Here is a 23636-nt window from a genome sequence, read left to right as displayed (position 1 = left end):
ATGACGACAGGATCCTACGCGTATTATAAACAGATTTTCAAGGATGTACCGAAGCCATTTGCTTTCGTTGATTTGGATTTGTTGGATGCGAACATTAAGGCGATTGCGAAGGAAGCTGGAGGGAAAAAAGTAAGGGTGGCGAGCAAGTCGATTCGCTGTCCGGAGGTGCTTCGCCGTATTTTGGCAGGGGACGATGCCTATCAGGGGATCATGTGTTATACGGCGGAGGAAGCTGCTTTTTTAGCGCGACAGGGGTTTGATGATCTATTGCTAGGTTATCCGCAGTGGCATGCGGAGGCATTACAAGATGTGATTTCGCTGATCCGCGAAGGGAAGAGGATAACATTCATGGTCGATTGTATCGAGCATGTTGAACATATTGGGCGGCTGGCGAGGGCAGAGCAGGTGATTGTGCCCCTTTGTATCGACATTGACATGTCGACGGATTATCCTGGGTTGCACTTCGGCGTATGGCGATCTCCGTTGACACGATGGGAACAGGTTCGCCCTGTGGCTGAGCGAATTGTAGGGGATCGTTGGCTACGGCTTGAAGGTATTATGGGGTACGAGGCGCAGATTGCAGGTGTTGGCGATCAGGTACCTGGGCAGGGGCTGAAAAATGCGCTAATCCGCCGGTTGAAAAAAAGCTCCATTCGCAAAGCTGCGCAGTGGAGAGCAGAAGTGACACGTGGACTTGAAGCGATGGGGGTGCAACTGCGATTCGTCAACGCGGGCGGCACAGGAAGTATGGATAGCTCGCGGAAAGAAGCGTGTGTGACCGAGATTACAGCAGGTTCAGGCTTTTACTCCCCCGGCTTATTCGACAACTACGCGTCCTTTCGCTATAAACCTTCAGCAGGGTATGCGATAGAAGTTGTAAGGCGGCCGCAGCCGAATATCGTGACCTGTATGGGCGGCGGTTATACGGCATCAGGGCCGACTGGTATAGACAAACGGCCTAAGCCATACTTACCCGAGGGGCTGGAGCTTTTTCCTTTGGAAGGCGCAGGAGAAGTGCAAACACCGCTGCGCGTACGTGGCGATGTCCAGCTGGAGCTGGGGGATCCGGTATTTTTCCGTCATGCGAAGGCAGGAGAGCTGTGCGAGCGATTCCTTATGCTATATGCCGTTTCGCAAGGCAGCATTGTAAGTACATATCCAACGTATCGTGGTATGGGGGCGTGTTTTCTATGATGAGCAAATCAGGGACATGGACCAATTGGTCAGGTATCGTGCAGGCAACCCCTCAGACCGTGCTTTTTCCGGAGGGCGTTGAAGCAGTGGTTGATGCGGTGCGGCTATGCAGGCGCGAAGGACGCAGGCTGCGGGTTGTCGGAACGGGGCATTCATTTACACCAATTGCAGCGCCCGATGATGTGCTCATCTCATTGGACCGTATGCAAGGCTTAATTGAGGTAAATGTTGAGTCGTGTACCGCAACGGTATGGGCAGGCACGAAGCTCAAATTTCTTGGCGAACTCTTGTTCTCACATGGGCTAGCGCAGGAGAATCTTGGCGATATCGATGTTCAGTCCATCGCTGGTGCGATTAGCACGGGGACGCATGGTACGGGGCAGCAGTTCGGCAACATTGCTACGCAGGTGGTTGGATTGACGATGGTGACTGGCGCTGGGGAGGTTATCACGTGTACACATGCAACCCACCCTGATTTGTTCAAAGCGATGCAGATCTCCATTGGGGCGTTGGGTATCATCGTGCAAGTGACGCTACGTCTCCAATCTACTTATAAAATGATGTATGAAAGCAAGCGCATGCCGCTGAAACAATGTTTGCAGGAGTTACCTGATATCTCGCGGGGGCATCGGCATTTTGAATTCTATTGGTTTCCTTATGCGGATCCCTGTCAGCTGAAATTCATGAATCCCACAGATCGTGCGGTGACAAGCCGCAAGGTACGCGATTACGTAGGGGATGTCCTACTCGAAAATACAGTTTTCGGTCTACTGTCTGAACTATGCCGGAAGGTCCCGAAGCTCAGTCGGATGGTGAGTCGGATATCCGCATCGCAAGTGCCCGTGGGGAGCAAAGTGGATTACAGTCATCGCTTGTTCGCGACGCAACGGCTTGTTCGTTTTAATGAGATGGAATACAATCTCCCAGCAGAAGCGTTGCCCACTGTCATAGAAGAAATGCGTGAGAAAATGCTGAAGGGCAACTACAACGTGCATTTTCCTATTGAGTGCCGTTATGCCAAAGGGGACGATATCTGGTTAAGCCCAGCTTTCGGGAGAGATTCTTCCTACATTGCGATTCACATGTATAAGGGGATGCCGCACGAGAGCTATTTTGAGGCGATGGAAGATATTTTTTTAAAGCATGGTGGCAGGCCGCATTGGGGTAAAATGCATTCTCTTCGTTCGGCAGACTTGGCAGAAAGGTATCCCATGTGGCAAGCATTTTGCCGATCACGAGAAAAATTGGATCCGGACGGTATTATGCTGAATGGGTATCTCGATAAGATTTTCGGTGTGACGGGGTAACATGGGCAAGAAAATAGGGAGGGTTCTGGATGATGGAGACAAGTGCAAGTACACCTCGATCTCGCTGGTCAGTTGTCACTGCTTATGCCGTGTTGGCGGCGGTGACTCAACTGCTATGGGTGACATTCACGCCAATTACGACGGCGGCTTCCAGCGAGTGGCATGTTTCTGTCGATGCCGTAGGCTGGTTATCTCTTGTATTTCCACTTGTCTATGTGCTGCTGTCTATCCCATTCGGCCAGGCTGCCGATCGTTGGTTTCGTGGATCGCTGCTGATCGGCGGTGCGTTGACGGCAATCGGAGCGCTTATTCGCATACTGCCTGGCTATGAATATGCTTTGATCGGGCAGCTTGTGATCGCCATTGGACAACCGCTTGTCCTTAATAGCGTGAACAAATTAGCTGTGCTCTATGTTCGTCCAGAGCAGCGCGCGATTGCGATTGCGGCAGGCACGGCTAGTCTGTTCGTCGGTATTCTTATCTCTACCGTTACGGTTCCTTTTCTACTGACATGGCAGGGGATGTCAGCTGTCTTGTGGACACAAGGCGCGATCGGTGTGATCGCCGCAGCAGCCATGGGGCTGGCGCTAAGGCGTGCGCCAGCTTTCGAGGTCGGTACGGCTGCTGCAACGAGCAGCACGTTCGGGTTCGGCGCAATTGCGACACTCTGGTCGCAGCGATGGGTACGGCTGTTCAGCCTGCTGCTATTCGCAGGCTTCGGCATTTTCATTACGCTGGCGACATGGCTCGAAGTGCTGGCCAGCGCGATCGGTTACAATGCCCAGCAAGTGGGCATTGGCATTGGGGTAATGACCGCAGCAGGTATCATCGGCGCTGCGGTTGTCCCGCCATGGGCGCTGCGCGGGCAGCGCGCGCGCGTGGTTGTATGCTTATCACTCATCGTGAGCGTGCTTCTTCTGATTGGACTTGCCGTGGGGATGCCGCAATGGGTGTTTATTTCCTTACTGGCGCTGTGCGGCTTCCTGCTGCTTGCGGATTTGCCCGTGATGCTCTCGTTGGCGGAAGCCAAATCCGAACCGCAGTCGGTCGGCGCTGTTACAGGCTTGTTGCTGCTGTTTGGTAATTTAGGGGGCATCGTGCTCTCCTTGATTGTTCAACTCTTGCTAGGGAACAGGATTGCAGCGATCGGCGTGTTGGCAGCTGTGGCAATTCTCATTTTACCTGCAGTTAGGTGGCTGCAGACGACACCATCGATGTTGCATCGTGATAATAACAAGATGATGTAAGAGGTTCGAACGGCTGAGAGAGGGGATCGGTGACAGGGTATGAGCTTTCATGCCTTGTTGCAGTAATTGGTTGAGTAATTACACGATAACGCTGGAAAGGGTATAGTGGCTAATAAAGATAACAATCCGGGGGGCTTATGCATATCATACATCGGGATGCTGATTTTACGAATGCGATGTTGTTTGGAACTTACATAATGGTGGTAAGGGATGGGAAAATGATTGGCGGCGGACTTGTTGAGGCGTTCGATGATATCGAGGTGAAAGTAGGACGGGGGCGGTATCGACGAGGGGAGTCAATCTTTGTAATAGCTCCACCTCCGCAATGCTCCATGGGCGGGTAAGAGGTGACAGTTACATGGCCATGAAGATCTAAGAGTGATACTGAGCTCGGTTTGTCGTATATAAATTCCACTTCTAGTGGGAAGATGTTACTTTCAATAGGCGTATGTGGTCAAAAATGCAAAAAGGCACTTATTTTCGTGGAAAACAGTTGAATAGGGATGAATAAGTGCAAATAGGCAACCTTTTGGACATAAAAGGTACTTAGCAGAGGGGGAACGCCAGAAATTGTTGCACTTTCGCACGCATTTCAAATCAAGATAGTTATTTGATGAAATAGGATGCCTTTTGCATCTTTCACTATTGATCACGATACATCGCAAACCGCAAACCATACGGACTTCATCTAAGTCCATGAACTCGCAAAAAAGAGGCTCCCCGCCACATACGTGGCTATTGGGACGCCTCTTTTACTTTTGCCTGCCTATTTATTTGCGGTAACCGTCTCTATTTCTTTCACACTTTGGTAGATGATTGTGAATAGCTCTTCCAAGTTACCCTCTTCGATGCAAGAGAAAGCTACACGAAGATCAGTCTCGCCAAGCGCGATTGTGCCTACCCCATGCTGATTCAACAAATGTACGCGCAATGCTTCAGCGTCAACGGTTTTGAGCTTCAAACACATGAAATAACCGGAGTTGAAAGGGTAGTAGCCCCAAGCATCGTCGAACTTGCCACTATCCAGAATGGATTTGGTGCGGTTCGCGCGGCCCTTCATGATCTCATATTTCTCTTGCTTCTGAACATTGAATTCTGGTGAGTTCAAGGCGTGAAGCACGAAAGTTTGGGAAGGATGCGGTCCACTGGAAATGGTGGCACGGATAATTCCCATTGTTTTTTGTTCGAGTGCACTAAGAAGTGCATCGCTTTGACCTGCATACGTAATGAACCCTACACGGAAGCCCCACACGTATTCTTCTTTGGTTGCTCCGTCAATTTTGACAGCAAGCACACGTGGGTGGAGGTCAGCCAATTGACCGAATAGCGATTCGTGTAACGAGTTTTCAAAGAAAAGACCAAAGTAGGCATCGTCTGTTAGAACAACTACGTTAATGCCAGCTTCTGCTGCTTCTTGGATCGCGGCAACAATGGCCTTACCGTCTTGAGCATCAGGTGTGTAACCTGTTGGATTGTTCGGGAAGTTCAGAACGACGATTGCTTTGCCTTTGGACTTCTGAGCAAGAAGCGCTTCACGCAAGCCTTCGGAATTAAACCGCTCCTGTTCATTATAGAGCGAATAGTTCACAATCTGAGCACCGCGGCGAATCTCGAATGTGAGCTCGTAATTCTCCCAGTTTTTATCCGGAATAATGACGGCATCACCTACGTCTGCAAAGAGATCAGCAGCGATACTTAGTCCATGTGTCAAAGCATTCGTGACAATGGGATTACCGATGAGCTTGTTGCCAATGCTCGGGTTTTCTTCGAGCATTTTCTTGCGCCAAGCTGTACGCAGCTCAGGCTTGCCAGCCGGTGGAGCATATTCATATATATCTTTAGGATTATAAGTGGAGAGTGTATCTTGAATGACCTTCAGATGCATAGGTTGACCATTCTCAATGGCAATACCGATGGTAGCATTGAATTTCTTAGCTTTGGCCTTCGCTTCAGCCGATTGGCTGAGAATGCCTTCTTTCGGGAAGTAAATCGATTTACCTAATGCGGAAAGCATGTCATGTACGTGAGAATTTTCACGTTGCAGGGTCTCGTTTAACTGACTTGCCAAAGGATTCATAAGATTGGGTCATTCCTTCCAATGAGCGATTCATTTTTTCCCAGTTATTATATCACTTTCACACCTGCACGTCACTGCGGTACATAAATTATTTGTAAATCTTATAGTAAAAAAACAAGCATCGTGGAGAAACGCATTCCCGACACTTGCTCCTAGGTTATTTGTTCAAAAAAGCTTCTAGTCGTTGCTTGACCTGCGGCCACTCCTTGTCAAGGATGCTGAACATCACTGTATCTCGTACATATCCGTCGTGAAGCACGCGATGCTGTCGAAGAATACCTTCCTTTTGAGCGCCTAAACGAGTAATAGCTGCTTGGGATCGTTCATTGCGAAGATCTGTTTTGAGTTGAACCCGCAGAAGATCCAATGTTTCAAAGCAGTAGCGAAGCAATAAATACTTGCATTCTGTATTCACGCGCGTTCTCCAAACACTCGAATTGTACCAGGTGTGCCCAATCTCCACATTCCGATGAGGAATGGAAATATCGAAAAGTCGTGTACTGCCAACGATGGTATCGGCCGTTCGATCATAGACACTGAAAGGAATTCCTTGACCCGCTTCTTGTTCATTAAGAGCTTGGTATATAAATTTGTGAACTTCAGGTGGACTAAGCAAGGGCGTCATAAAAGACCAAACAGCAGGGTCGTTCGCAGCTTCAATCAGTCCGGGAATATGTGATTCATGCAAGGGCAGCAAGGTGACGCGAGTCCCTTCTAGGGTTGGCGGTAGTAGATTCATAGGTTGATTTCTCCTTACTCGTGAATGTTTTTTGATGTGATAATAGTAAGCATACTGTATGATTGGATTCATAATAAGTACCAATATGACTCAATTTATATGTACCATTTTAAAAAGAATGAGGTGGGTGTATGGCATTTTATTTGCATTTCCAAACGTACTGTACACGATATCCTAGTAAATACGCCGCGTTGTATCATGCGCTTCGCGATGAAATCGTGGGAAATAAATTGCAGCCCCATACCAAGTTGCCTTCTAGCCGAGACTTGGCTAAACAACTGGGTATTTCTCGGGGAACGGTGAATCAAGTGTACGATATGTTGATCGCTGAGGGATATTTGCAGGGGGATGTTGGCAGAGGTACATTCGTCGTGTATGCGGACGGTCATGTGATGTATAAGGCCAAGGTGGGGAAGCATATAGAATTGTCAGCTTGGGGCGTCCGCGTGAGCGAAGGTGTGGATGATGTTGGGGGACGCGGGAAAGAGCGGGAATTCGTGCGTGTTCCAAAAGAACAGGAAATTGCGTTCGTCGTAGCACGTCCGCAAATGGATCTATTCCCGCGGGAGGCATGGAACCGCGGCATGTACGAGCAGGTGCGGCAAATGACGGAGTCGCCGCACGCGGATGCTCACATCGCAGAGGGGCACTACGCGCTTCGCGAAGCGATCGCAGTGCATCTGAGGCGGATGCGCGGCATCGATGCGCCCCCGGAGCGCATCGTGATCGTCAATGGGTCGATGCAGGCGATAGCCCTGCTGACCCAACTGCTCGTAAACCCGGGCGATCCCGTGGTGCTGGAGCGCCCCGGGTATCAGGGCGCCAGCCGCGCTGTGCTGGCGGCTGGCGGGGTGCCCGTCCACGCGGCGGTGGACGAGCATGGGCTCATCCCGCAGCCGTGGAACGCGCGGCTGCTGTTCGTCACGCCCAGCCGCCAATTCCCTACGGGGGCGGTGCTGGGCCTGGAGCGCCGCCAGCAGTTGCTGCGCTGGGCGGCGGAGCAAGGCGCTGTCATCGTCGAAGACGACTATGACAGCGAGTTCAGGCACCGCGGGCGGCCGATTGAGCCGCTTAAGGTGCTGGATCAGGAGGGCCGAGTGGTCTACATCGGCACCTTCTCCAAAACGATGCTGCAGGACCTGCGCATCGGCTATGTCGTGCTGCCGGAGGCGCTGCACGATGCTTTTGTAGCCGCGAAGCGGCTATACGAGCCGCACCCCACGGGGCTGCTCGAACAGCGCTCGCTCGCCGCCTTCATGGCGAGCGGCGGCTACGAGCGACACCTGCGCCGCATGCGGCGGGTGTACGCGAGTAAGTTCCTGCTCCTGCAGGCGCTGCTGCAGGAGCATCTGTCCACCCTCTTCGAGTGGGTGGACAGCGATAGCGGGCTGCATTTGTTCGGTTGGTGGCGCGGGGACCTGCGCACCTACACCGCTTATGCAGCCGCATGCCTTTCAGTCGGCGTGACCTGGACGGACGCCGGCAATTACGCACTCCCGCCAGGCAAAGCGGGAGTCTGCTTCGGATTTGCCCATCTAACAGAAGCTGAGATCAAGCAAGGCATCACCTTGCTTTGCTCCATTTCTGTGGACTTTTGATAACATGTTCGGCACTTCTATTCCGTACATTTACCAAATCCTCTTTTGCCTACCATAAAAAGTCTCTATCACAGTGCAAGATAAGTCTTCTTGGCGATAACTTTGTTTGTCATAAGTTGTATGTTATCATCTAACATGTGTTCAATTAAATTACAAATCGTAGGAGTGATCCTTTCATGGCTGGATTAAATGGTGGGGGCACAAGTGTCATCGTGCGACTGGAAATGCATAAAGAACTCGTAAACTTTGGACGAATTGCAACGGCCATTGGTGATGCAGGCGGCGATATTGTGGCGATTGACGTCACAAGAGCTAGCAAAACGACGACTACACGCGATATTACAGTCAAAGTAAGTGATCCCGAGCATACGGAAACAATAACGAAAGCACTGCAGGTTATTCCAGGTGTCCGCATCATTAACGTGTCTGATCAGACCTTCCTGCTTCATTTGGGTGGAAAAATCGAAGTCACCCCTAAAGTACCGATCAAAAACCGGGACGATTTATCCCGCGTATATACACCAGGAGTTGCCAGGGTTTGTATGGCGATCCATGAAGACCCGAGCAAGGCTCATTCCTTAACGATCAAAAGAAATACCGTTGCTGTCGTATCAGATGGAACAGCTGTCCTAGGACTTGGGAATATTGGACCTGAAGCGGCAATGCCCGTGATGGAAGGGAAAGCAATGTTATTTAAACAAATGGCAGGCGTAGATGCGTTCCCCATTTGTTTGGATACCCAAGATACCGAAGAAATCATTCGTACAGTGAAGGCGATTGCGCCAGGATTTGGCGGCATTAACTTGGAGGATATTTCTTCCCCGCGTTGTTTCGAAATCGAAGAACGCTTAATTAATGAGCTAGATATTCCCGTCTTTCATGATGATCAGCATGGAACAGCGGTAGTTATTTTAGCTGGACTGCTGAATGCGGTTAAGTTAGTAGGTAAGCAGTTGGAGTCTTGTAAGGTTGTTATCACAGGTATCGGGGCTGCAGGTATTGCATGTACCAAAATGCTGATCTCAGCAGGCGTTACCAATGTTATTGGTGTGGATCGTCAAGGGGCTATCGTGCGAGGTGATGATTTCACGAACAAAGCGTGGGAGTGGTACGCGGCCAACACGAATCCTGGACTAGAACGTGGTACATTGTCTGATGTCATTTCAGGAGCAGATATTTTCATCGGTCTTTCAGGACCAGGTGTGCTGAAGCAAGATGATGTGAAGCGTATGGCGGTAGACCCGATTGTCTTCGCAATGGCGAACCCTACACCGGAAATCACGCCAGAAGAAGCAGAGCCTTATGTTCGCGTCATGGCAACAGGACGCTCGGATTATCCGAATCAAATTAACAATGTGCTTTGTTTTCCAGGAATATTCCGCGGCGTGTTGGATTGCCGAGCATCCAAGATCACACAAGAGATGAAGTTGGCTGCTGCTAAAGCAATTGCTGCCGTCGTGAATGAGGACGAGCTGAATGAGTACTACATTATTCCGAGCGTGTTCAATCACGCTGTGGTTGAGAAGGTTAGAGAAGCCGTTATGGAAGCAGCCTTTGAATCAGGTGTTGCGCGTCGTCGCAGCGGGCGTGAGCTAAACGAAGCTCATCATGATTAATTGAAAAAAGCAGTTCGGTACGACGCTGATCCAGCGTACCGAACTGCTTTTTATGTTTAAGCTTGTTCTTCTGTCCATTCCTTCAACTTACGATCGGTCGGAAGCAAGAAAGTAAGGATGCCTAGCAATGGGAGAAATGCACATAATTCCATGACACGGCCAGTTCCGATGGCATCACATAGGTTGCCTAATACGACACTCCCGATCCCGCCAAGGCCAAAGGCTAATCCCGTAATAAGGCCGGATACCGTACCTACTTTGCCAGGAAAAAGCATTTGTGCATACACGACGGTCACAGAGAAGCTGGATAACAGAATAACACCGATAATAACGAGCAATACGTACGCCCAACCGACGGACACATGCGGTAGTAATAAGGCGAATGGTGCTGATCCTAACATGGAAAAGAAAATGACATTACGCTTACCGAAGCGGTCCGCAATCGGTCCCCCGAAGAACGTACCTACAGCTCCAGCTGCCAAGAATAAGAAGATGAAATTTTGTGCGCGGTCAATGGAGATCCCGTACGTATCTTGCAGGAAGAAGGCGAAATAGCCGCTCATCGCCGCGCCATACCAAGAACGAACAAACACAAGGAAGATCAATACAGAGATCGCGAACATGACTTGCTTGCGCCGCTGAGGACTAACAACACGTTTGACGACGGATTTGGCCTTCACGGGTGCGTCTTGCAGAACAACTTTGTACCAGCGAGCTATGTATAATTGGACAGCGATTGCGATAGCCGCGACACCGGTAAACCAGATGGATCCGAACAATCCTAGCGGAATGAAGATCCATTTGGTCATAATGGGAGCAAGCGACTGACCCGCATTACCGCCGACTTGGAAGATCGATTGGGCAAGACCTTTGCGGTTTCCGGCAGCCATATGCGAAACGCGCGAGCCTTCTGGATGGAAGGCAGCCGAACCAAGTCCGACAAAACAGACAGACAAAAGGACGACCCAATACGAATGAGCAAATGCTAGCAGCAGCATACCGATCAAGGTCGATGTCATCCCGATTGGCAACATGTAAGGGGAAGGCTTACGATCTGTATAAAGTCCTACGACAGGCTGCATAATCGAAGCGGTAAAATTAATCGCGAATTGCACCCAGCCGACTTGCGCGTAACTGAGCCCCATTTCATCTTTCAGAATGGGGAAAATAGCTGGAATCACGGATTGAATAGAATCGTTGAGCAAATGAACAAGCCCAATAGCCAATAAAATCCGATAAACAGTAGGTTTGATATCTCCCGTGCTTTGTATGCTCTTTGAGCTATGATTAGGAGATGGTGTTGAAATGGTTGCCATGATTTCTCCTCTCAGGTTCTGATTCCCGACTAGGTGTCTACTAGGTGTCTAAGAAACGTCCGAGGTCTTCGCCCATTTTCACTTTGGAGCCCAGCTTGAGATCAGGACGTGCTTCGAACATGCCATCTTCAAATAACAGAACGACCGTAGAGCCAAACTCGAAATAGGCGAGCTCTTGTCCACGTTCAAGTGTATTTGGAAGTGGTGTTACATATTGGATGGAGCTTACATTCAGAGCGCCGACTTTGACAACAGCTACTTCGCCAGTGGCATGCTGAATGAAAGTAATCAATCGCTCGTTGCGGCTAAGTACACGTTTCATATGACGTAGCCCGAATTCGTTAACGGGATATACTTTCCCAAGGACATGTTCTTTCTCTAGAATATCCCCAGAAATTGGTGAATGGATTCGGTGATAATCAGTTGGACTCAGATACAGAACGAAATAAAAGCCATTATTGTAATTGACTGTACGTGGAGAGCGATTTAGCAGCTCGTCGATCGTGTAGTCTTGACCTTTGACATTAACAATCAGGCCTTCTTTGATATCACCGATACCAGTGATCATGGCATCAACAGGACTTACAACTCGTGTTGTGTCTTCATGAATGGGGCGCAAACCTGGCTTCAATCTCCGAGTGAAGAAATCATTCAGGGATCTATACTCCTTGATATGCTTTTCAGCATCTTCGATACGAATGCCATATGTTTGGGCAAAACGAGGGATAAAGAGTCGGCTTACTTTGGAACGAGCAAGAGCACCTGTGAGCTGTGAGACCCATTTGCGTGAAGACAACTCGGTCAGTAATCGGAAAAAAGGCTTAGACATAGATCATAAACTCCTGTTCATTCGTTGGTTAGGAAGGACTTTGGACTAAGCACAAAGTTTCCTATTAGCGGTTCTTCGCTAATCTTGCCACAGAAAGATAAAAGAATCAATTGTCTATTGTTCAATTCCTTGGGATTAGCCACGTAAGTTTTTGTATTTTCGACAGCAAATTCGTCAATGCTGTTGATGAGGTGAACGCGACAATGTCGATAATAATCGTAATTTTTGTTATTCTGATTCCACTAGTCATGTTGGCTAGCGCTTGGTTACTACAATCCTTTAAATATGTATTCACAGGGGCAGCGGTGCTATGTGCATATATATTGGGTGCAATCAGTTCTATGAATGTGTACCAGATTCTTCGTGATGACACGGTTTTCATGACGAACATTCATGTTGTTTTTACGAACAAGCTGTTTCTGTTTGCAGGTGGATATTTAGGGGCATATGGCATATATATGTTGCTTCATTGTTTTTTAAGAGAACTTCGCAGCGAGTAAACGGGCAATTCAACGAATTCCATGCAGCGTGCGTCTATTTCATATAGTAACTGTGAAAGTAAAGGCAGGTGACAACATGAAACGAAATTTATCACACATCATTTGTAGAATTGGTGCTATCGGCGGGCTAATGCTCCTTATGTCGGGTTGCGCATCACGTCATGAAGCTGGGCCAAGTGGATCTCCCTCAACGAGTACGCCTTCAGCGACTGTTTCACCAACCGTTATACCAACGGATACACCAACCCCATCACTTGTTCCAACACCTACGCCAGCTCCTGCATCAACAGTGAATTTTCCAAAGATGACGCTTGACGAGAAGCTAGGGCAAATGATTATAGCGGGAATCGATGATTACGCAATAAATGAAGAATCACGCAAATTGATTGCAACCTATCATGTAGGTGGCATTATTCTGTATAAACCGAATGTGAAAGATACGAGTCAATTAGTGAACTTAGTGAATGATTTAAAGGAGACGAATGGGGTGAACAAGCTCCCACTTTGGCTTGGTGTTGATGAAGAAGGCGGCAGAGTAACGCGTCTGCCTGATGAAATTTCCAAGACACCAACAAGTCAGACGATTGGAAAATCGGGCAAAACCGAGTTGGCTCACGCAATCGGTCAATTGTTAGGTAAAGAGTTAAATGCCTATGGGCTTAATATGGATTTTGCCCCTGATTTGGATATCAACAGTAACCCTAAGAACCCGGTAATTGGTGATCGCTCGTTTGGTGCGAATGCAGCGCTTGTAAGTAGCTTCGGAATTCCAATGATGAATGGTATACAAGAGATGAAAGTCGTACCGGTTGTGAAACATTTTCCTGGCCACGGTGATACTTCAGTAGATTCACATATTGGGTTACCTGTTGTTCAAAATGACCTCGATCGCTTGCGAAAGCTGGAGCTGATTCCTTTTGCAGATGCCATTAAGCATCAGGCGGATGCGATTATGGTGGCTCATATTTTGCTGCCAAAAATAGATACGAAATATCCGGCTTCGATGTCGAAGACGATCATGACGGATCTTCTACGCAAGGAGCTTGGCTTCAAGGGGCTCATTATGACAGATGATATGACGATGGGCGCCATTGCGGAAAATTATGAAATGGGCGAAGCCGCTGTGAAGTCTGTGCTCGCAGGTTCCAATGTCGTGATGGTCGGTCACGATCCGCAGAAAGCGATAGCGGTGATTCAAGCCTTGCGCAGTGCTGTTCAAGAGGGGCGAATCCCCATGGACACGATCGATCAGAGTGTCGAACAGGTGTATAAGCTGAAGATGAAGTATAAGCTTCAGGATCAATCAGTGTCTGTACCGGATCCGAAGCTGCTGAATGCGGAAGTTCAGAGGGTGCTTGCGCCGCTTAATGCGAAGTAAGGGAGTGGGGGCACCGGTCACGGAGTTGCAGTGATGGTGATTCAGATAGTGCCCGCGGCACAGGAGAGCGGGGGTGTACATGCAAGGGCTCATGCAACCCCCACTAACCTAGCTACTTTACTACCACTATCCCATTAACTCAGTAGGTGAACGCGGCTCACTTTGCCTCTGACAAATTAGCTACTTTATAGCCACTATCCCCTCAACTTAGAAGCGGAACGCTACTCATGCAACCCCCACTAATCTAGCTACTCTACTACTACTATCCCATCAACTAGTAGGGGAACGCGACCACTCTGCCATTGACAAATTAGCTACTCTACAGCCACTATCCCATCAGCTCAGAATGGGAACGCTACTCATGGAACCCCCACCAACCTAGCTACTCTATTACCACTATCCCATCAACTAGTAGGAGAACGCGGCTCACTCTGCCACTGACAAATTAGCTACTCTAAAGCTACTATCCCATCAACTCAGAAGCGAAACGCTGCTCATGCAACCCCCATAACCTAGCTACTCTACTACCACTATCCCATTAACTCAGAAGGTGAATGCCGCTCATCTTGCCAATTGGGCTTACGGTAGCACAACGGTGGGACAACATGGAAGGAAAACTCAAATAACTGGAAAATGTACATTTAAATTTCTGGTTTTTGTCCAATATCATAATTTAAATGGAAAATATGTAGTTAATTTATGGTTTTTCTCCGTAAATGGGGGAAATGGCGGGAAATAGCTGTAGGTTTTACAGTTATTCTTCGCAGGGAGGATTTATCAGCGAGATTAGCTGTACTTTTTACAGTTAAACGCCTCGAAAGTTAGGTGGGCTCAGCCGTCAGGCGAGATACACTTTACCGGCAAGCCCCTGTTCACGCCAGGTCCCTGTATCCCACCAAGCCCCAGCACCTATACCTCCATCATCTGCAGACATACACCCTCGATCAAGCTGTAAATATTGCTTTTTCAAATTAACTCCAAAAAGCACCATACCCCGAGTAAACTCGGAGATACGGTGCTTTTTTCGCATATTTGCTAAGCTCATCTAGCTCGCTAGCAGGGCGGCGTGCCGCCGTTAATAATAAACTTGGCATAACCCATAGGGTTGAAGTAGGTGGCTTTCCAACAATCCTGCATCTCTGCCTCGCGAAAACTGTAACGTTGATCCTTGCTGTTGCATTCAATAAATAGCGGATAGCCATCAGCCGTCATGGCAATATCGAGTCCGAGGTCTGCTAAGTTTGGCAATTCGGTGCTCAGATGTTGGGCGACGAGGATAGCGAAATTCGTCAACTGAAGACAGACAGCTTCTCGATCGAGCTGTGGATAGTGGTTAGTCAATATATCGGCTAAGGAAGCTACTTTCCCACCTTGCGCAACATTCGTGAGGAAGTGCTGACGCGACGCAATCTTCGCAACTATACCTGTTACACCCCAAGCTCCGCTTGGACCACGCTGAACGGAAATGCGAAGATCAAAGGGGCAACCATTTACCGTAGCAAGAGGCAGGCATTGTTGAATCAAATAGTTGCCTTTGATAATCCTTCGACGAAGCAGGAGGGGCAATTGCTGACGGAACCTTAAGGTACGCCAACGCCGGTTGGTCAGCTTCAGATTGATGGGATAGGTGAGTTTCCATACTTTCCCTTGCTTTTCTAATTTCATCACACCGCGTCCAATGCTGGAGTTAGTTGGTTTGATAATGAGGGAATCGTAAGAATCCATCATGACTTTCATATTTTCAACGGTAGCGGGAAATGTACAGGGAAGATGGGGACGGATTTGCTCATTTTTCATGAGGAGTGTGTGGATGCGCATCTTGCTGTAACGGTTCCAATGATTGAAGAGCGTTACGCCTTGCTCTGTCCACTTTTGCAAAATTCTAGCTGAAGCGGCGTCCAAATAGATGGCACGATTATGAATAACTTTGGGGAGATCGGCCCATTTTCTTTGGAATTGGTGGCCTTCCTGTACATAGGCATATACTTTCATCGTTTTCAAATGAACATCTTGAATTCGAAAATAACAAGGCGTTAAGCCGAAGTGTTTGCCAGCATCCTCATAAAAGCGAATGGCTTCGTATTGTGTGTTCCCTAGAGGAATACCTGCAAACAAGGAATCGTTAACTAAAATACCCACATAGGGATTACTCATTGATTTCACTCCCTCTTTCGTCGGGCCTTCACATTCGATCAATAACGAAATCACTCTTAGTCTATGGAAAAGAAACTCATGTGGTTTGTACAATTGCCGATACTTTCTTGAAAAACCAAGACAGATGCCTATGCTTTACCACTATATCCGCATATGTATAGAAGGAAGAAGTGAAATGGGGTGGAGTTTCCCCTCATTCGTCTAGGAGGATCAGAAATTGAAAACTAAACGGAAGCCCCAATCGAATGTTCTCGTTATCGTTACACCTGGTTCCTTCCCTATACCATCAGGCTCTAGCAGCTCGGTCGAGCAGGTCGTTGAGAAGACTGCAGAGCAATTAGTGGGCCGTATGCCTGTGGTCGTACTTGGACGAAAAGCTTCCTATCAACCTTGGAAGGAAATCCGTCACGGTGTAACGTATCGAAGGGTGTCGTATCAGGGGCGATCCGCGTATATTTCACATATAAGCAAACAGATCTCGCAGCTTCATCCAGGCATTATTCAAGTGGAAAATCGCCCGCTCTTTCTTCCAGTTCTTCGCAAACGCTATCCTCAAGCCATATTAAGTCTCGTTCTCCATTCGACGAATTTTATAAGTTCGCCTTATATTTCGAAGCGCGCCTTGCGATTATGTTTGTTAGCTGCGGATGTCATTATCGTGAATAGCCATTTTCTGAAACGGTTTCTGCAAAGAAAGGTACCAAGCGCAGCCCACAAAATCATCACGCACTACTTAGGTGTAGATGTCTCTGCATTTACGTCCAAGTGGACGGGGGAAGGCCTTAGAGCTCGCACAGAAATGCGCAGACAGCTGAATATTGAGCATCGTAAAATCATTTTATTTGTGGGCAGATTAATTCCCCAGAAAGGGATACACCATCTCATTGAAGCGATGAAACAGGTGATAAAACGGGAACCCAGCGCGAAGCTGGTGATCGTCGGGAGTGCTTTTTACGGCTCTGCCAAGGTAACCAAGTATGTGAAGCAATTAACCCATGCAGCTAAGGCCATACCTGGTCATGTTAGTTTCATCCCTTATGTGCAGCATCAAGAAATGCCCAAATGGGTTCAAATTGCTGACGTTTTCGTCGTACCCTCGATCTGTAATGAAGCATTCGGACTAGTCAATGTAGAGGCGATGGCAACAGGTGTTCCCGTTGTGGCTTCAAAAATCGGTGGCATTCAAGAGGTTGTGGAAGATGGAAAAACGGGCTACTTAGTAGACCCGAAGGCAATTGAATCGGAGCTTTCCGAGAGAGTCATACGGTTGCTGCAAGATGAAAGTCTGCGGCGCAAGCTTGGAGAGAATGGAATGAAACGGGTTGATGAACTATTTACGTGGCAGAAAGCTGCTGAGGTGAGGGCTTCCTTGTACAGTCAAATGTTAAAGGAAACGGCTCTTGTCTAGGTTGGAGCACAATTTTTGGGGGCTAATGTACGTATTCAGATGAGAATGAATATGTTACCTATGATAAATCTTGGGAATGGAGAGGAGTCCAATGAACAAGCGGAAGAGCAGTACTGGCCAGAAGGCGAACGTGCATAAAGTGAACTCCAATATGAATGAATTGAAGTGGCTCGATGAATCACCGACGAAGTCAGACAAAGTGGGAGATTCTTCTAAATTAATAACGAAAGTCAATGCGGTTCCTGCGGAAAAGGAAAAGGAAAAGGAAAAGGTGGAAACAGAGAAAGTCCTGCAGGTATCGAAGGTGACCGAACAGATCACACCTGATTTATTACTCACTGAACGTAAAACAGGTAAATTCGTTGACCCGGTTGTGTATACAGACGACATTGTTGATGAAGCCGTGACGTGGAGCAAGATTGCAAGCAGGGCCATTGATGAGGTGAAAATTAAACCGTTCAGCATCGGTGCCAGATCCCTCAAGGATGGCGCGATTGAGCATACAAAGCTAGCCCCAGCAAGTGTTACCCGTCCCAAAATCGCCAATCATGCCATATATGATGAGCACGTTGCTCTAAACAGTATCGTGGGTGATAAAATTCAAGAAAACTCGCTGCCAGGCAACAAGCTGTTGGATACCAGCATCACCTCAGCCAAACTGGCCGATAAGTCAGTTGATGCGACCAAACTGGCTGATGGTGCTATTTTGCCACAACATCTATCTGAACTGATTATTACGAGTGATCTCATTGATCAACAAGCGATTACATCAGATAAAATTCTTAGTGGTGCTGTACAGACGAAGCACTTGGCTAATTACATCATTGATACTGCAAAGCTTATGGACGTGTCGATCACGACAGCCAAAATTAGAGATGGTGCCGTTACAGAAGATAAGTTAAGCTCGGGCAGTATTAGTTCAGTTCATATTAAGGGAGAGAGCATTTTAACCGAGCATCTGGGCAATCAAGCAATCACGAGCAGTTTACTAGCTGATCAAGCGGTCACAGGTCCCAAGTTAGCTCCACAAGCCGTTGATACGATGCATATCGCCCAATCCGCAGTGAGAGGGCTTCATATTGAAGGAGCGGAAGTAAACAGTTATCATATCGCGGATCAGGCTGTTCGAACGAAACATATTGGAGAAGGCGCCATTGAGTCGAAACTCATCCAAGATGGAGCGATTACTGCAGCCAAATTAGGGGACAAAATCGTTGCGAGCAAACATATCACGCTGTCTGCGATTGAGTCGAATCATCTAAATGATGGCGTTATTTCGAGTGGTAAATTGCAAGATGGAGCGGTTACTACGGATAAACTTGCGCAAGGTGCCATTACCGCCAAGCATATCGGTTCACACATTATTCGTCCTGATCACTTGGAGGACAATGTGGTATCCAGCGCTAAAATCGCTCCTGGATCTGTCATTACAGATAAATTGGCAGAGGGCAGTGTCGTAAATTCGAAACTGAAAGATGAGAGTGTTACGTCCAATAAAATTGCCTATCGTACGATACATGCCGCTCACTTGCAAGATGAGATTATTTCTACAGGCCATATCGTCAAAGGGGCGGTTGGAGAGAAACAAATCGATATGCATGCCATTCATCGCAACCATATTGCGGACGAAGCCATCACAACGAGACATATTCAAGAAGAAAGCATTACGACGAGTAAGCTTGCCGAAGAAGCGGTAACGACAGCGAAGATTGCTCCGATGTCGATTGAATCACGCCATTTGCAAGACGATATTATTGATGGGGTTCATATCCGAGAAGGGTCAATTACTTCTGCGCATCTAGCACAAGGTTCCATTACGCTGGATGTGTTCGCTGATCGAAGCTTGGTGGGCAGCAAATTGCAGGAGAATTCAATCTCCACGGAAACCTTGACCGATGGTGCAGTCACGAATGAGAAACTCGCGAACGGTGCGGTAGCTACACACCATCTTCAAGTTAACTCGGTGACAACGCAAATCATTAAAGATCAGGCAATCACGAATGAGAAGCTTGAAGATGAAGTGGTGACGTCAGATAAGCTTGCTAACAGCAGTGTAAATAGTGCCAAAATTTCGAACAAAGCCGTCAATGCGGAACATATTGTTGATGGTGCGATCACAGCGTCGAAATTAGCGAATGAAAGCGTACATGGCAGCAAACTGGCACCTGCAGCAGTGGTTTCCAGACATTTGGCGGATGGTTCTGTCGTAAGTTCCAAGATTGCCTATCGTTCCATTCATAGTGAACATTTGGCAGAGAGCGCTGTTGTGGGCAACAAACTGGCGAATCAGAGCATCGATGGCACGAAAATCGTTCCTGGTGTGATTAGTGATGAACATCTGTCACCTGGTGCCGTGAATGGAACGAAGATTGCCAATGGATCTGTGAGCAACCAACATCTCGTTGCAGGTGTTATTGATAGTGAGAAGTTAGCTGTGAATTCGGTGGACAGTACTAAAATAGTGTCAGGAGCGGTAAATAACTACCATCTGGCAGATCATGCTGTATTTGGAACTAAGTTAGCACCGGGTAGCGTAGATGGAAGTAAGCTGGCAGAGGGTGCCGTGAGCAGTGAGCATCTGACAGATCAAGCTGTAGGTGCCTCGAAGCTGGCGTCAGGCAGTGTAGATAGCAGCAAAATCGTCTATGGCGCGATTCAACGCGAGCATTTATCCGACTTCATCATAGATGGAAAAAAGCTGGCTTTAGGAACTGTCACGAGCAGTCATCTTGCCGCAGGTTCGATTGATGGCTCGAAACTGCTCGATGCCAGTGTGAGTAGCTCCAAGCTGACTTCAGAAGCGATTGGAAGCGAGCATTTGCAAGATGAGGCGGTCAGTCTTGCGAAATTAGCTTCAAATAGTGTAGACAGCAGTAAACTAGCGCTTGGTGCAGTAAATGAGAGCCACCTTGCGGATGAGGCGGTATCCCAATCGAAACTGGCTGCGAATAGCATTGATGGCAGCAAAATCGTGGATGGTGCAATTGACACAACGAAACTTGCAGATGGCAGTGTGGACAGTGATAAGCTGGCTGAAGGTGCGGTGACGGATGATCATCTAGCTGAAGGCTGTGTTGACGGAACGAAGATTCAAGCGGGTACGGTTACGAATCAACATATCGCAGACGCAACGCTCACTGTGGCGAAGCTCGCAGATGCTGTTGTTCGTTCTTCTTCCAAGCAACGACATGTACTGCAACAATTCGGTCTAGAGCCGTTTAGTATGAAGATCCAGGATGAGACCATTGAACTGACCCTCCATTTCGAAGAGGAATACGCGAATACCAATTATGTACTAACAGCGATTACAAATCATCCAGCATGTTATGTCATTGTGAGTCAAAAGTCGAAGGAGAGCGCGGTGCTGTCCATTATTCGAGCTAAGTTTTCTCACGATCAACAGGGGACTGTGAACTGGATTGCTATTGGAAATACGGATTAATGGAAGACGGTAGGAAGTCTTGCAAGAGGTGAATACGAAACGGTAGCTCGCAGACAATGCGAGACTACCGTTTTTTCTTATGATTACGATATTAGTAGATAGATGACCAATTTTCAATTTAGAGGTTTTCGTCCAATTTCCGTCTATCATCATAGCATATGATAGCAGAAATGGATGTAAACACGCACCATATGGAACATACGAACGATTGTGAAGGGGGATGACTTGTGAAAGGTGTCGTACTTGCAGGAGGAACGGGAAGTCGTTTACGTCCTTTAACTCAAATCATTAATAAACATTTGCTTCCAGTTGGTGATCTGCCCATGATTCAATATGCCATTGATAAGCTATGTCAGGGAGGCGTTCAGGATATTCTGGTCATCACAGGCAAACAATCTGCCGGCTTATATGTAGACTATCTCGGAAGCGGAGATGCGTTTGGCGTTAATTTGACTTACAAGATTCAAGAGAAACCAGGAGGTATTGCCCAAGCCTTGGCTTTGGCGGAGGGTTTCGTCGAGAAGGGTGAGAAGTTCGTGGTTATCTTGGGAGATAATTTATTCCAAGATCCCCTCCAACCCATCATCGATGTTTTTAACCAGCAAGCGGAAGGCGCCATGGTCCTTCTGAAAGAGGTAGAAGACCCACGCAGATATGGTGTAGCCATCATGATGAACGAACATATTGCGGTTATCGAAGAGAAGCCGGAGCATCCGAAATCTCCTTATGCGGTGACAGGCATTTATTTATATGACTCTACTGTCTTTGACATTATTAAATCACAGTCTCCTTCGGCAAGAGGCGAGATGGAAATCACAGATGTGAATAATGTATATGCCGCATCAGGCCAACTTTCTCATATGTTGCTACAAGGATGGTGGATTGATGCGGGGACCCATGAATCGCTCTTTCAAGCCACTCTTTTAGTTCGGAAGGAGTACAGCTAATGCAGTCGTTGCTTGTAACGGGAGGTATGGGATTTATTGGAAGTAACTTTATTCATTATTGGAAGAAACATCATCCAGACGATCATGTGATCAATGTCGATTTACTCACGTACGCAGGCAATCGGGATAACACTCGGATGTTCGAGGGGCAAGTTGGCTATCAATTTGTACAAGGTGATATTGCTCACGAGACGCTAATGAAGACATGGATGCAAGGGGTTGATGTGGTCGTTCATTTTGCAGCTGAATCGCATGTGGATCGAAGTATTCATGACCCTGGCAGTTTTGTGAGAACGAATGTCGTCGGCACTCAAATCTTACTGGAAGCAGCACGACAAGCGCAGGTTAAGAAGTTTATTCATATTTCTACAGATGAAGTGTACGGTACGCTTGGGGCTGAAGGAGCCTTCAGTGAAGAGACACCCCTAGCACCGAATTCTCCGTATTCTGCCAGTAAAGCGGGCTCTGATTTGCTCGTTAGAGCTTACTATGAAACATATGGATTTCCAGCCGTGATTACACGTTGCTCTAATAATTATGGTCCCCGTCAATTTCCCGAAAAGCTAATCCCACTCTTGATTACACGCGCGCTCCGTAATGAAACAATCCCCGTCTATGGGGATGGCTTACAAGTACGAGATTGGTTGTATGTGGATGATCACTGTTCCGCGATTGAACGAGTTATTGTTGCAGGTGTTCCTGGTCAAGTGTACAACATTGGTGGTCAGAATGAGCGAACCAATTTGGAAGTTGTCGAACGTATTCTGAATCTCCTTGGCAAACCGACATCGCTCATTCAATTTGTTCCAGACCGACTAGGGCATGATCGGCGCTACGCCATTGATAGCTCAAAGATACGTCGTGAATTAGGTTGGGTGCCAGCTTACCCATTTGAGCAGGGGCTTCCTATGACGTTGGCATGGTATGTACAGGAAACCGAATGGTGTGCCCGCATTGCCGACGGTTCGTACCGTGAGGAGAAAGAAGCTGATCCAACGTGAAAATAGTGATTACGGGAGCTGGCGGGCAGTTAGGCTATGACCTGAGTCGTGTACTAAGACCTGTATATGAAATTGTTGCCTGGACGAGAATGCAATTCGATGTAAGCAATGAGCGTGAAGTTACGGAGAAGCTTCGTCTAGAACGTCCCCACGTTGTCGTGCATGCCGCTGCTTATACGAACGTGGATAAGGCGGAAGCTGATAAGGAGAAGGCTTATCAGGTGAATGCGATGGGTGCTTTGCATCTGGCGCAGGTATGTGAAGAAATCGGTGCAAAGCTCGTCTACGTCAGTACGGATTATGTGTTTGACGGGAGGAAAGGCAGCGCTTATACAGAAGCTGATGCACCTAATCCTATCAATATATATGGTGAATCCAAACTGCTAGGCGAGAAATTCGTTAGCATGACATGCAGGAAACACTACATTGTGCGTACGTCATGGCTATATGGCAGTAAAGGGACGAATTTCGTAACCAAGGTTATTGAGAAAGCACGAAGCGGCGGTCCTCTGCACATTGTCGATGATCAAATCGGCTCACCAACGTATTGCTTAGATTTAGCGTTATTCATCAGAAGCCTCATCGAAACGGATCACTATGGTTTGTATCATGCTTCGAATCAAGGGGAGTGCTCGAGATATGAGTTTGCTCAGCACATTCTACAAGAAGCTGGATTGGCACAAGTAAGCTTGCTTCCTGTCCATACGGATGCTTTTCCGCCTCTGCCTGCGGCAAGGCCGTTGTATTCATCATTCCTGCATCATGCCATCACGATGAATGGTTTGACACCACTACGGGATTGGCGGTCTGCGTTACATTTTTTCCTGAAATTGGATTACATCGAATTTGTTGACCCTGCGAAAGAGAAGAAGGTGTGAATGAA

At 47.7% G+C, this 23636-nt stretch carries 19 protein-coding genes; 13 read left to right on the top strand and 6 right to left on the bottom strand.

Annotated features, from left to right (window positions below):
* The 4 genes from AC58PV_RS03620 to AC58PV_RS03605 all read left to right on the top strand — a co-directional run bounded on the left by AC58PV_RS03620 (position 1) and on the right by AC58PV_RS03605 (position 4092).
* Positions 1-1194, top strand: coding sequence for an amino acid deaminase/aldolase (locus AC58PV_RS03620; RefSeq protein WP_497430911.1), 1194 nt, complete (start codon positions 1-3; stop codon positions 1192-1194).
* A complete protein-coding gene (locus tag AC58PV_RS03615; protein WP_497430910.1) occupies positions 1191-2501 on the top strand; it encodes a D-arabinono-1,4-lactone oxidase in 1311 nt (436 codons plus the stop codon). The genes AC58PV_RS03620 and AC58PV_RS03615 overlap by 4 nt, the downstream gene beginning before the upstream one ends.
* Positions 2502-2530: 29 nt before the next feature.
* Complete coding sequence (locus AC58PV_RS03610; protein ID WP_497430909.1) at positions 2531-3748, top strand: MFS transporter; 1218 nt, start codon at positions 2531-2533, stop codon at positions 3746-3748.
* A gap of 137 nt (positions 3749-3885) precedes the next feature.
* A complete protein-coding gene (locus AC58PV_RS03605; protein ID WP_497430908.1) occupies positions 3886-4092 on the top strand; it encodes a hypothetical protein in 207 nt (68 codons plus the stop codon).
* Positions 4093-4514: 422 nt separating this feature from the next.
* On the opposite strand, the gene AC58PV_RS03600 is transcribed toward AC58PV_RS03605, so the two are convergent.
* Together AC58PV_RS03600 and AC58PV_RS03595 are read right to left on the bottom strand one after the other, a co-directional pair.
* A complete protein-coding gene (locus AC58PV_RS03600; RefSeq protein ID WP_497430907.1) occupies positions 4515-5825 on the bottom strand; it encodes an aminotransferase class I/II-fold pyridoxal phosphate-dependent enzyme in 1311 nt (436 codons plus the stop codon).
* 157 nt (positions 5826-5982) lie between these two features.
* A complete protein-coding gene (locus AC58PV_RS03595) occupies positions 5983-6564 on the bottom strand; it encodes a GNAT family N-acetyltransferase (protein ID WP_497430906.1) in 582 nt (193 codons plus the stop codon).
* A 131-nt stretch (positions 6565-6695) separates the two neighbouring features.
* Here AC58PV_RS03595 and pdxR point away from each other — a divergent pair, with 131 nt between their 5' ends.
* Entirely contained in the window at positions 6696-8162 is a 1467-nt protein-coding gene (pdxR, locus tag AC58PV_RS03590) for a MocR-like pyridoxine biosynthesis transcription factor PdxR (protein ID WP_497430905.1), read from the top strand.
* Between the two features lie 176 nt (positions 8163-8338).
* On the top strand, positions 8339-9778 hold the full coding sequence (locus AC58PV_RS03585) for an NAD-dependent malic enzyme (protein ID WP_497430904.1): 1440 nt from the start codon (positions 8339-8341) through the stop codon (positions 9776-9778).
* Positions 9779-9834: 56 nt separating this feature from the next.
* Here AC58PV_RS03585 and AC58PV_RS03580 read toward each other — a convergent pair whose 3' ends face one another.
* Both AC58PV_RS03580 and asd read right to left on the bottom strand, forming a co-directional pair.
* Positions 9835-11094 carry an MFS transporter gene (locus AC58PV_RS03580; protein ID WP_497430903.1) on the bottom strand — a complete coding sequence of 420 codons (1260 nt, stop codon included), beginning with the start codon at positions 11092-11094 and terminating at the stop codon, positions 9835-9837.
* A 40-nt stretch (positions 11095-11134) separates the two neighbouring features.
* Entirely contained in the window at positions 11135-11923 is a 789-nt protein-coding gene (gene asd / locus AC58PV_RS03575; RefSeq protein ID WP_497430902.1) for an archaetidylserine decarboxylase, read from the bottom strand.
* Positions 11924-12126: 203 nt separating this feature from the next.
* On the opposite strand from asd, the gene AC58PV_RS03570 reads away from it, so the two are divergent.
* Both AC58PV_RS03570 and nagZ read left to right on the top strand, forming a co-directional pair.
* On the top strand, positions 12127-12423 hold the full coding sequence (locus AC58PV_RS03570; protein WP_497430901.1) for a transposase: 297 nt from the start codon (positions 12127-12129) through the stop codon (positions 12421-12423).
* 76 nt (positions 12424-12499) lie between these two features.
* A complete protein-coding gene (gene nagZ, locus AC58PV_RS03565) occupies positions 12500-13801 on the top strand; it encodes a beta-N-acetylhexosaminidase (RefSeq protein WP_497430900.1) in 1302 nt (433 codons plus the stop codon).
* 838 nt (positions 13802-14639) lie between these two features.
* Here nagZ and AC58PV_RS03560 read toward each other — a convergent pair.
* A complete protein-coding gene (locus AC58PV_RS03560) occupies positions 14640-14831 on the bottom strand; it encodes a hypothetical protein (RefSeq protein WP_497430899.1) in 192 nt (63 codons plus the stop codon).
* 23 nt (positions 14832-14854) lie between these two features.
* Positions 14855-15955: a YheC/YheD family endospore coat-associated protein gene (locus AC58PV_RS03555; protein ID WP_497430898.1), complete on the bottom strand. Its 1101-nt coding sequence runs from the start codon at positions 15953-15955 to the stop codon at positions 14855-14857.
* A 217-nt stretch (positions 15956-16172) separates the two neighbouring features.
* Between AC58PV_RS03555 and AC58PV_RS03550 the strand changes: the two genes are divergently transcribed.
* From AC58PV_RS03550 to rfbD, 5 genes are all read left to right on the top strand, one after another.
* Positions 16173-17363: a glycosyltransferase family 4 protein gene (locus AC58PV_RS03550; protein ID WP_497430897.1), complete on the top strand. Its 1191-nt coding sequence runs from the start codon at positions 16173-16175 to the stop codon at positions 17361-17363.
* A 91-nt stretch (positions 17364-17454) separates the two neighbouring features.
* Positions 17455-20805: a WIAG-tail domain gene (locus tag AC58PV_RS03545; RefSeq protein WP_497430896.1), complete on the top strand. Its 3351-nt coding sequence runs from the start codon at positions 17455-17457 to the stop codon at positions 20803-20805.
* 227 nt (positions 20806-21032) lie between these two features.
* Complete coding sequence (locus tag AC58PV_RS03540; RefSeq protein ID WP_497430895.1) at positions 21033-21752, top strand: sugar phosphate nucleotidyltransferase; 720 nt, start codon at positions 21033-21035, stop codon at positions 21750-21752.
* Positions 21752-22753 carry a dTDP-glucose 4,6-dehydratase gene (rfbB, locus tag AC58PV_RS03535; protein WP_497430894.1) on the top strand — a complete coding sequence of 334 codons (1002 nt, stop codon included), beginning with the start codon at positions 21752-21754 and terminating at the stop codon, positions 22751-22753. Before AC58PV_RS03540 ends, rfbB begins: the two co-directional genes overlap by 1 nt.
* Positions 22750-23631: a dTDP-4-dehydrorhamnose reductase gene (gene rfbD / locus AC58PV_RS03530; protein WP_497430893.1), complete on the top strand. Its 882-nt coding sequence runs from the start codon at positions 22750-22752 to the stop codon at positions 23629-23631. The genes rfbB and rfbD overlap by 4 nt, the downstream gene beginning before the upstream one ends.
* The last annotated feature ends 5 nt before the right edge of the window (positions 23632-23636 follow it).

The sequence above is a fragment of the Paenibacillus sp. J22FR83 genome (assembly GCF_059691955.1).
This window is presented reverse-complemented; position numbering and strand designations above follow the sequence as displayed.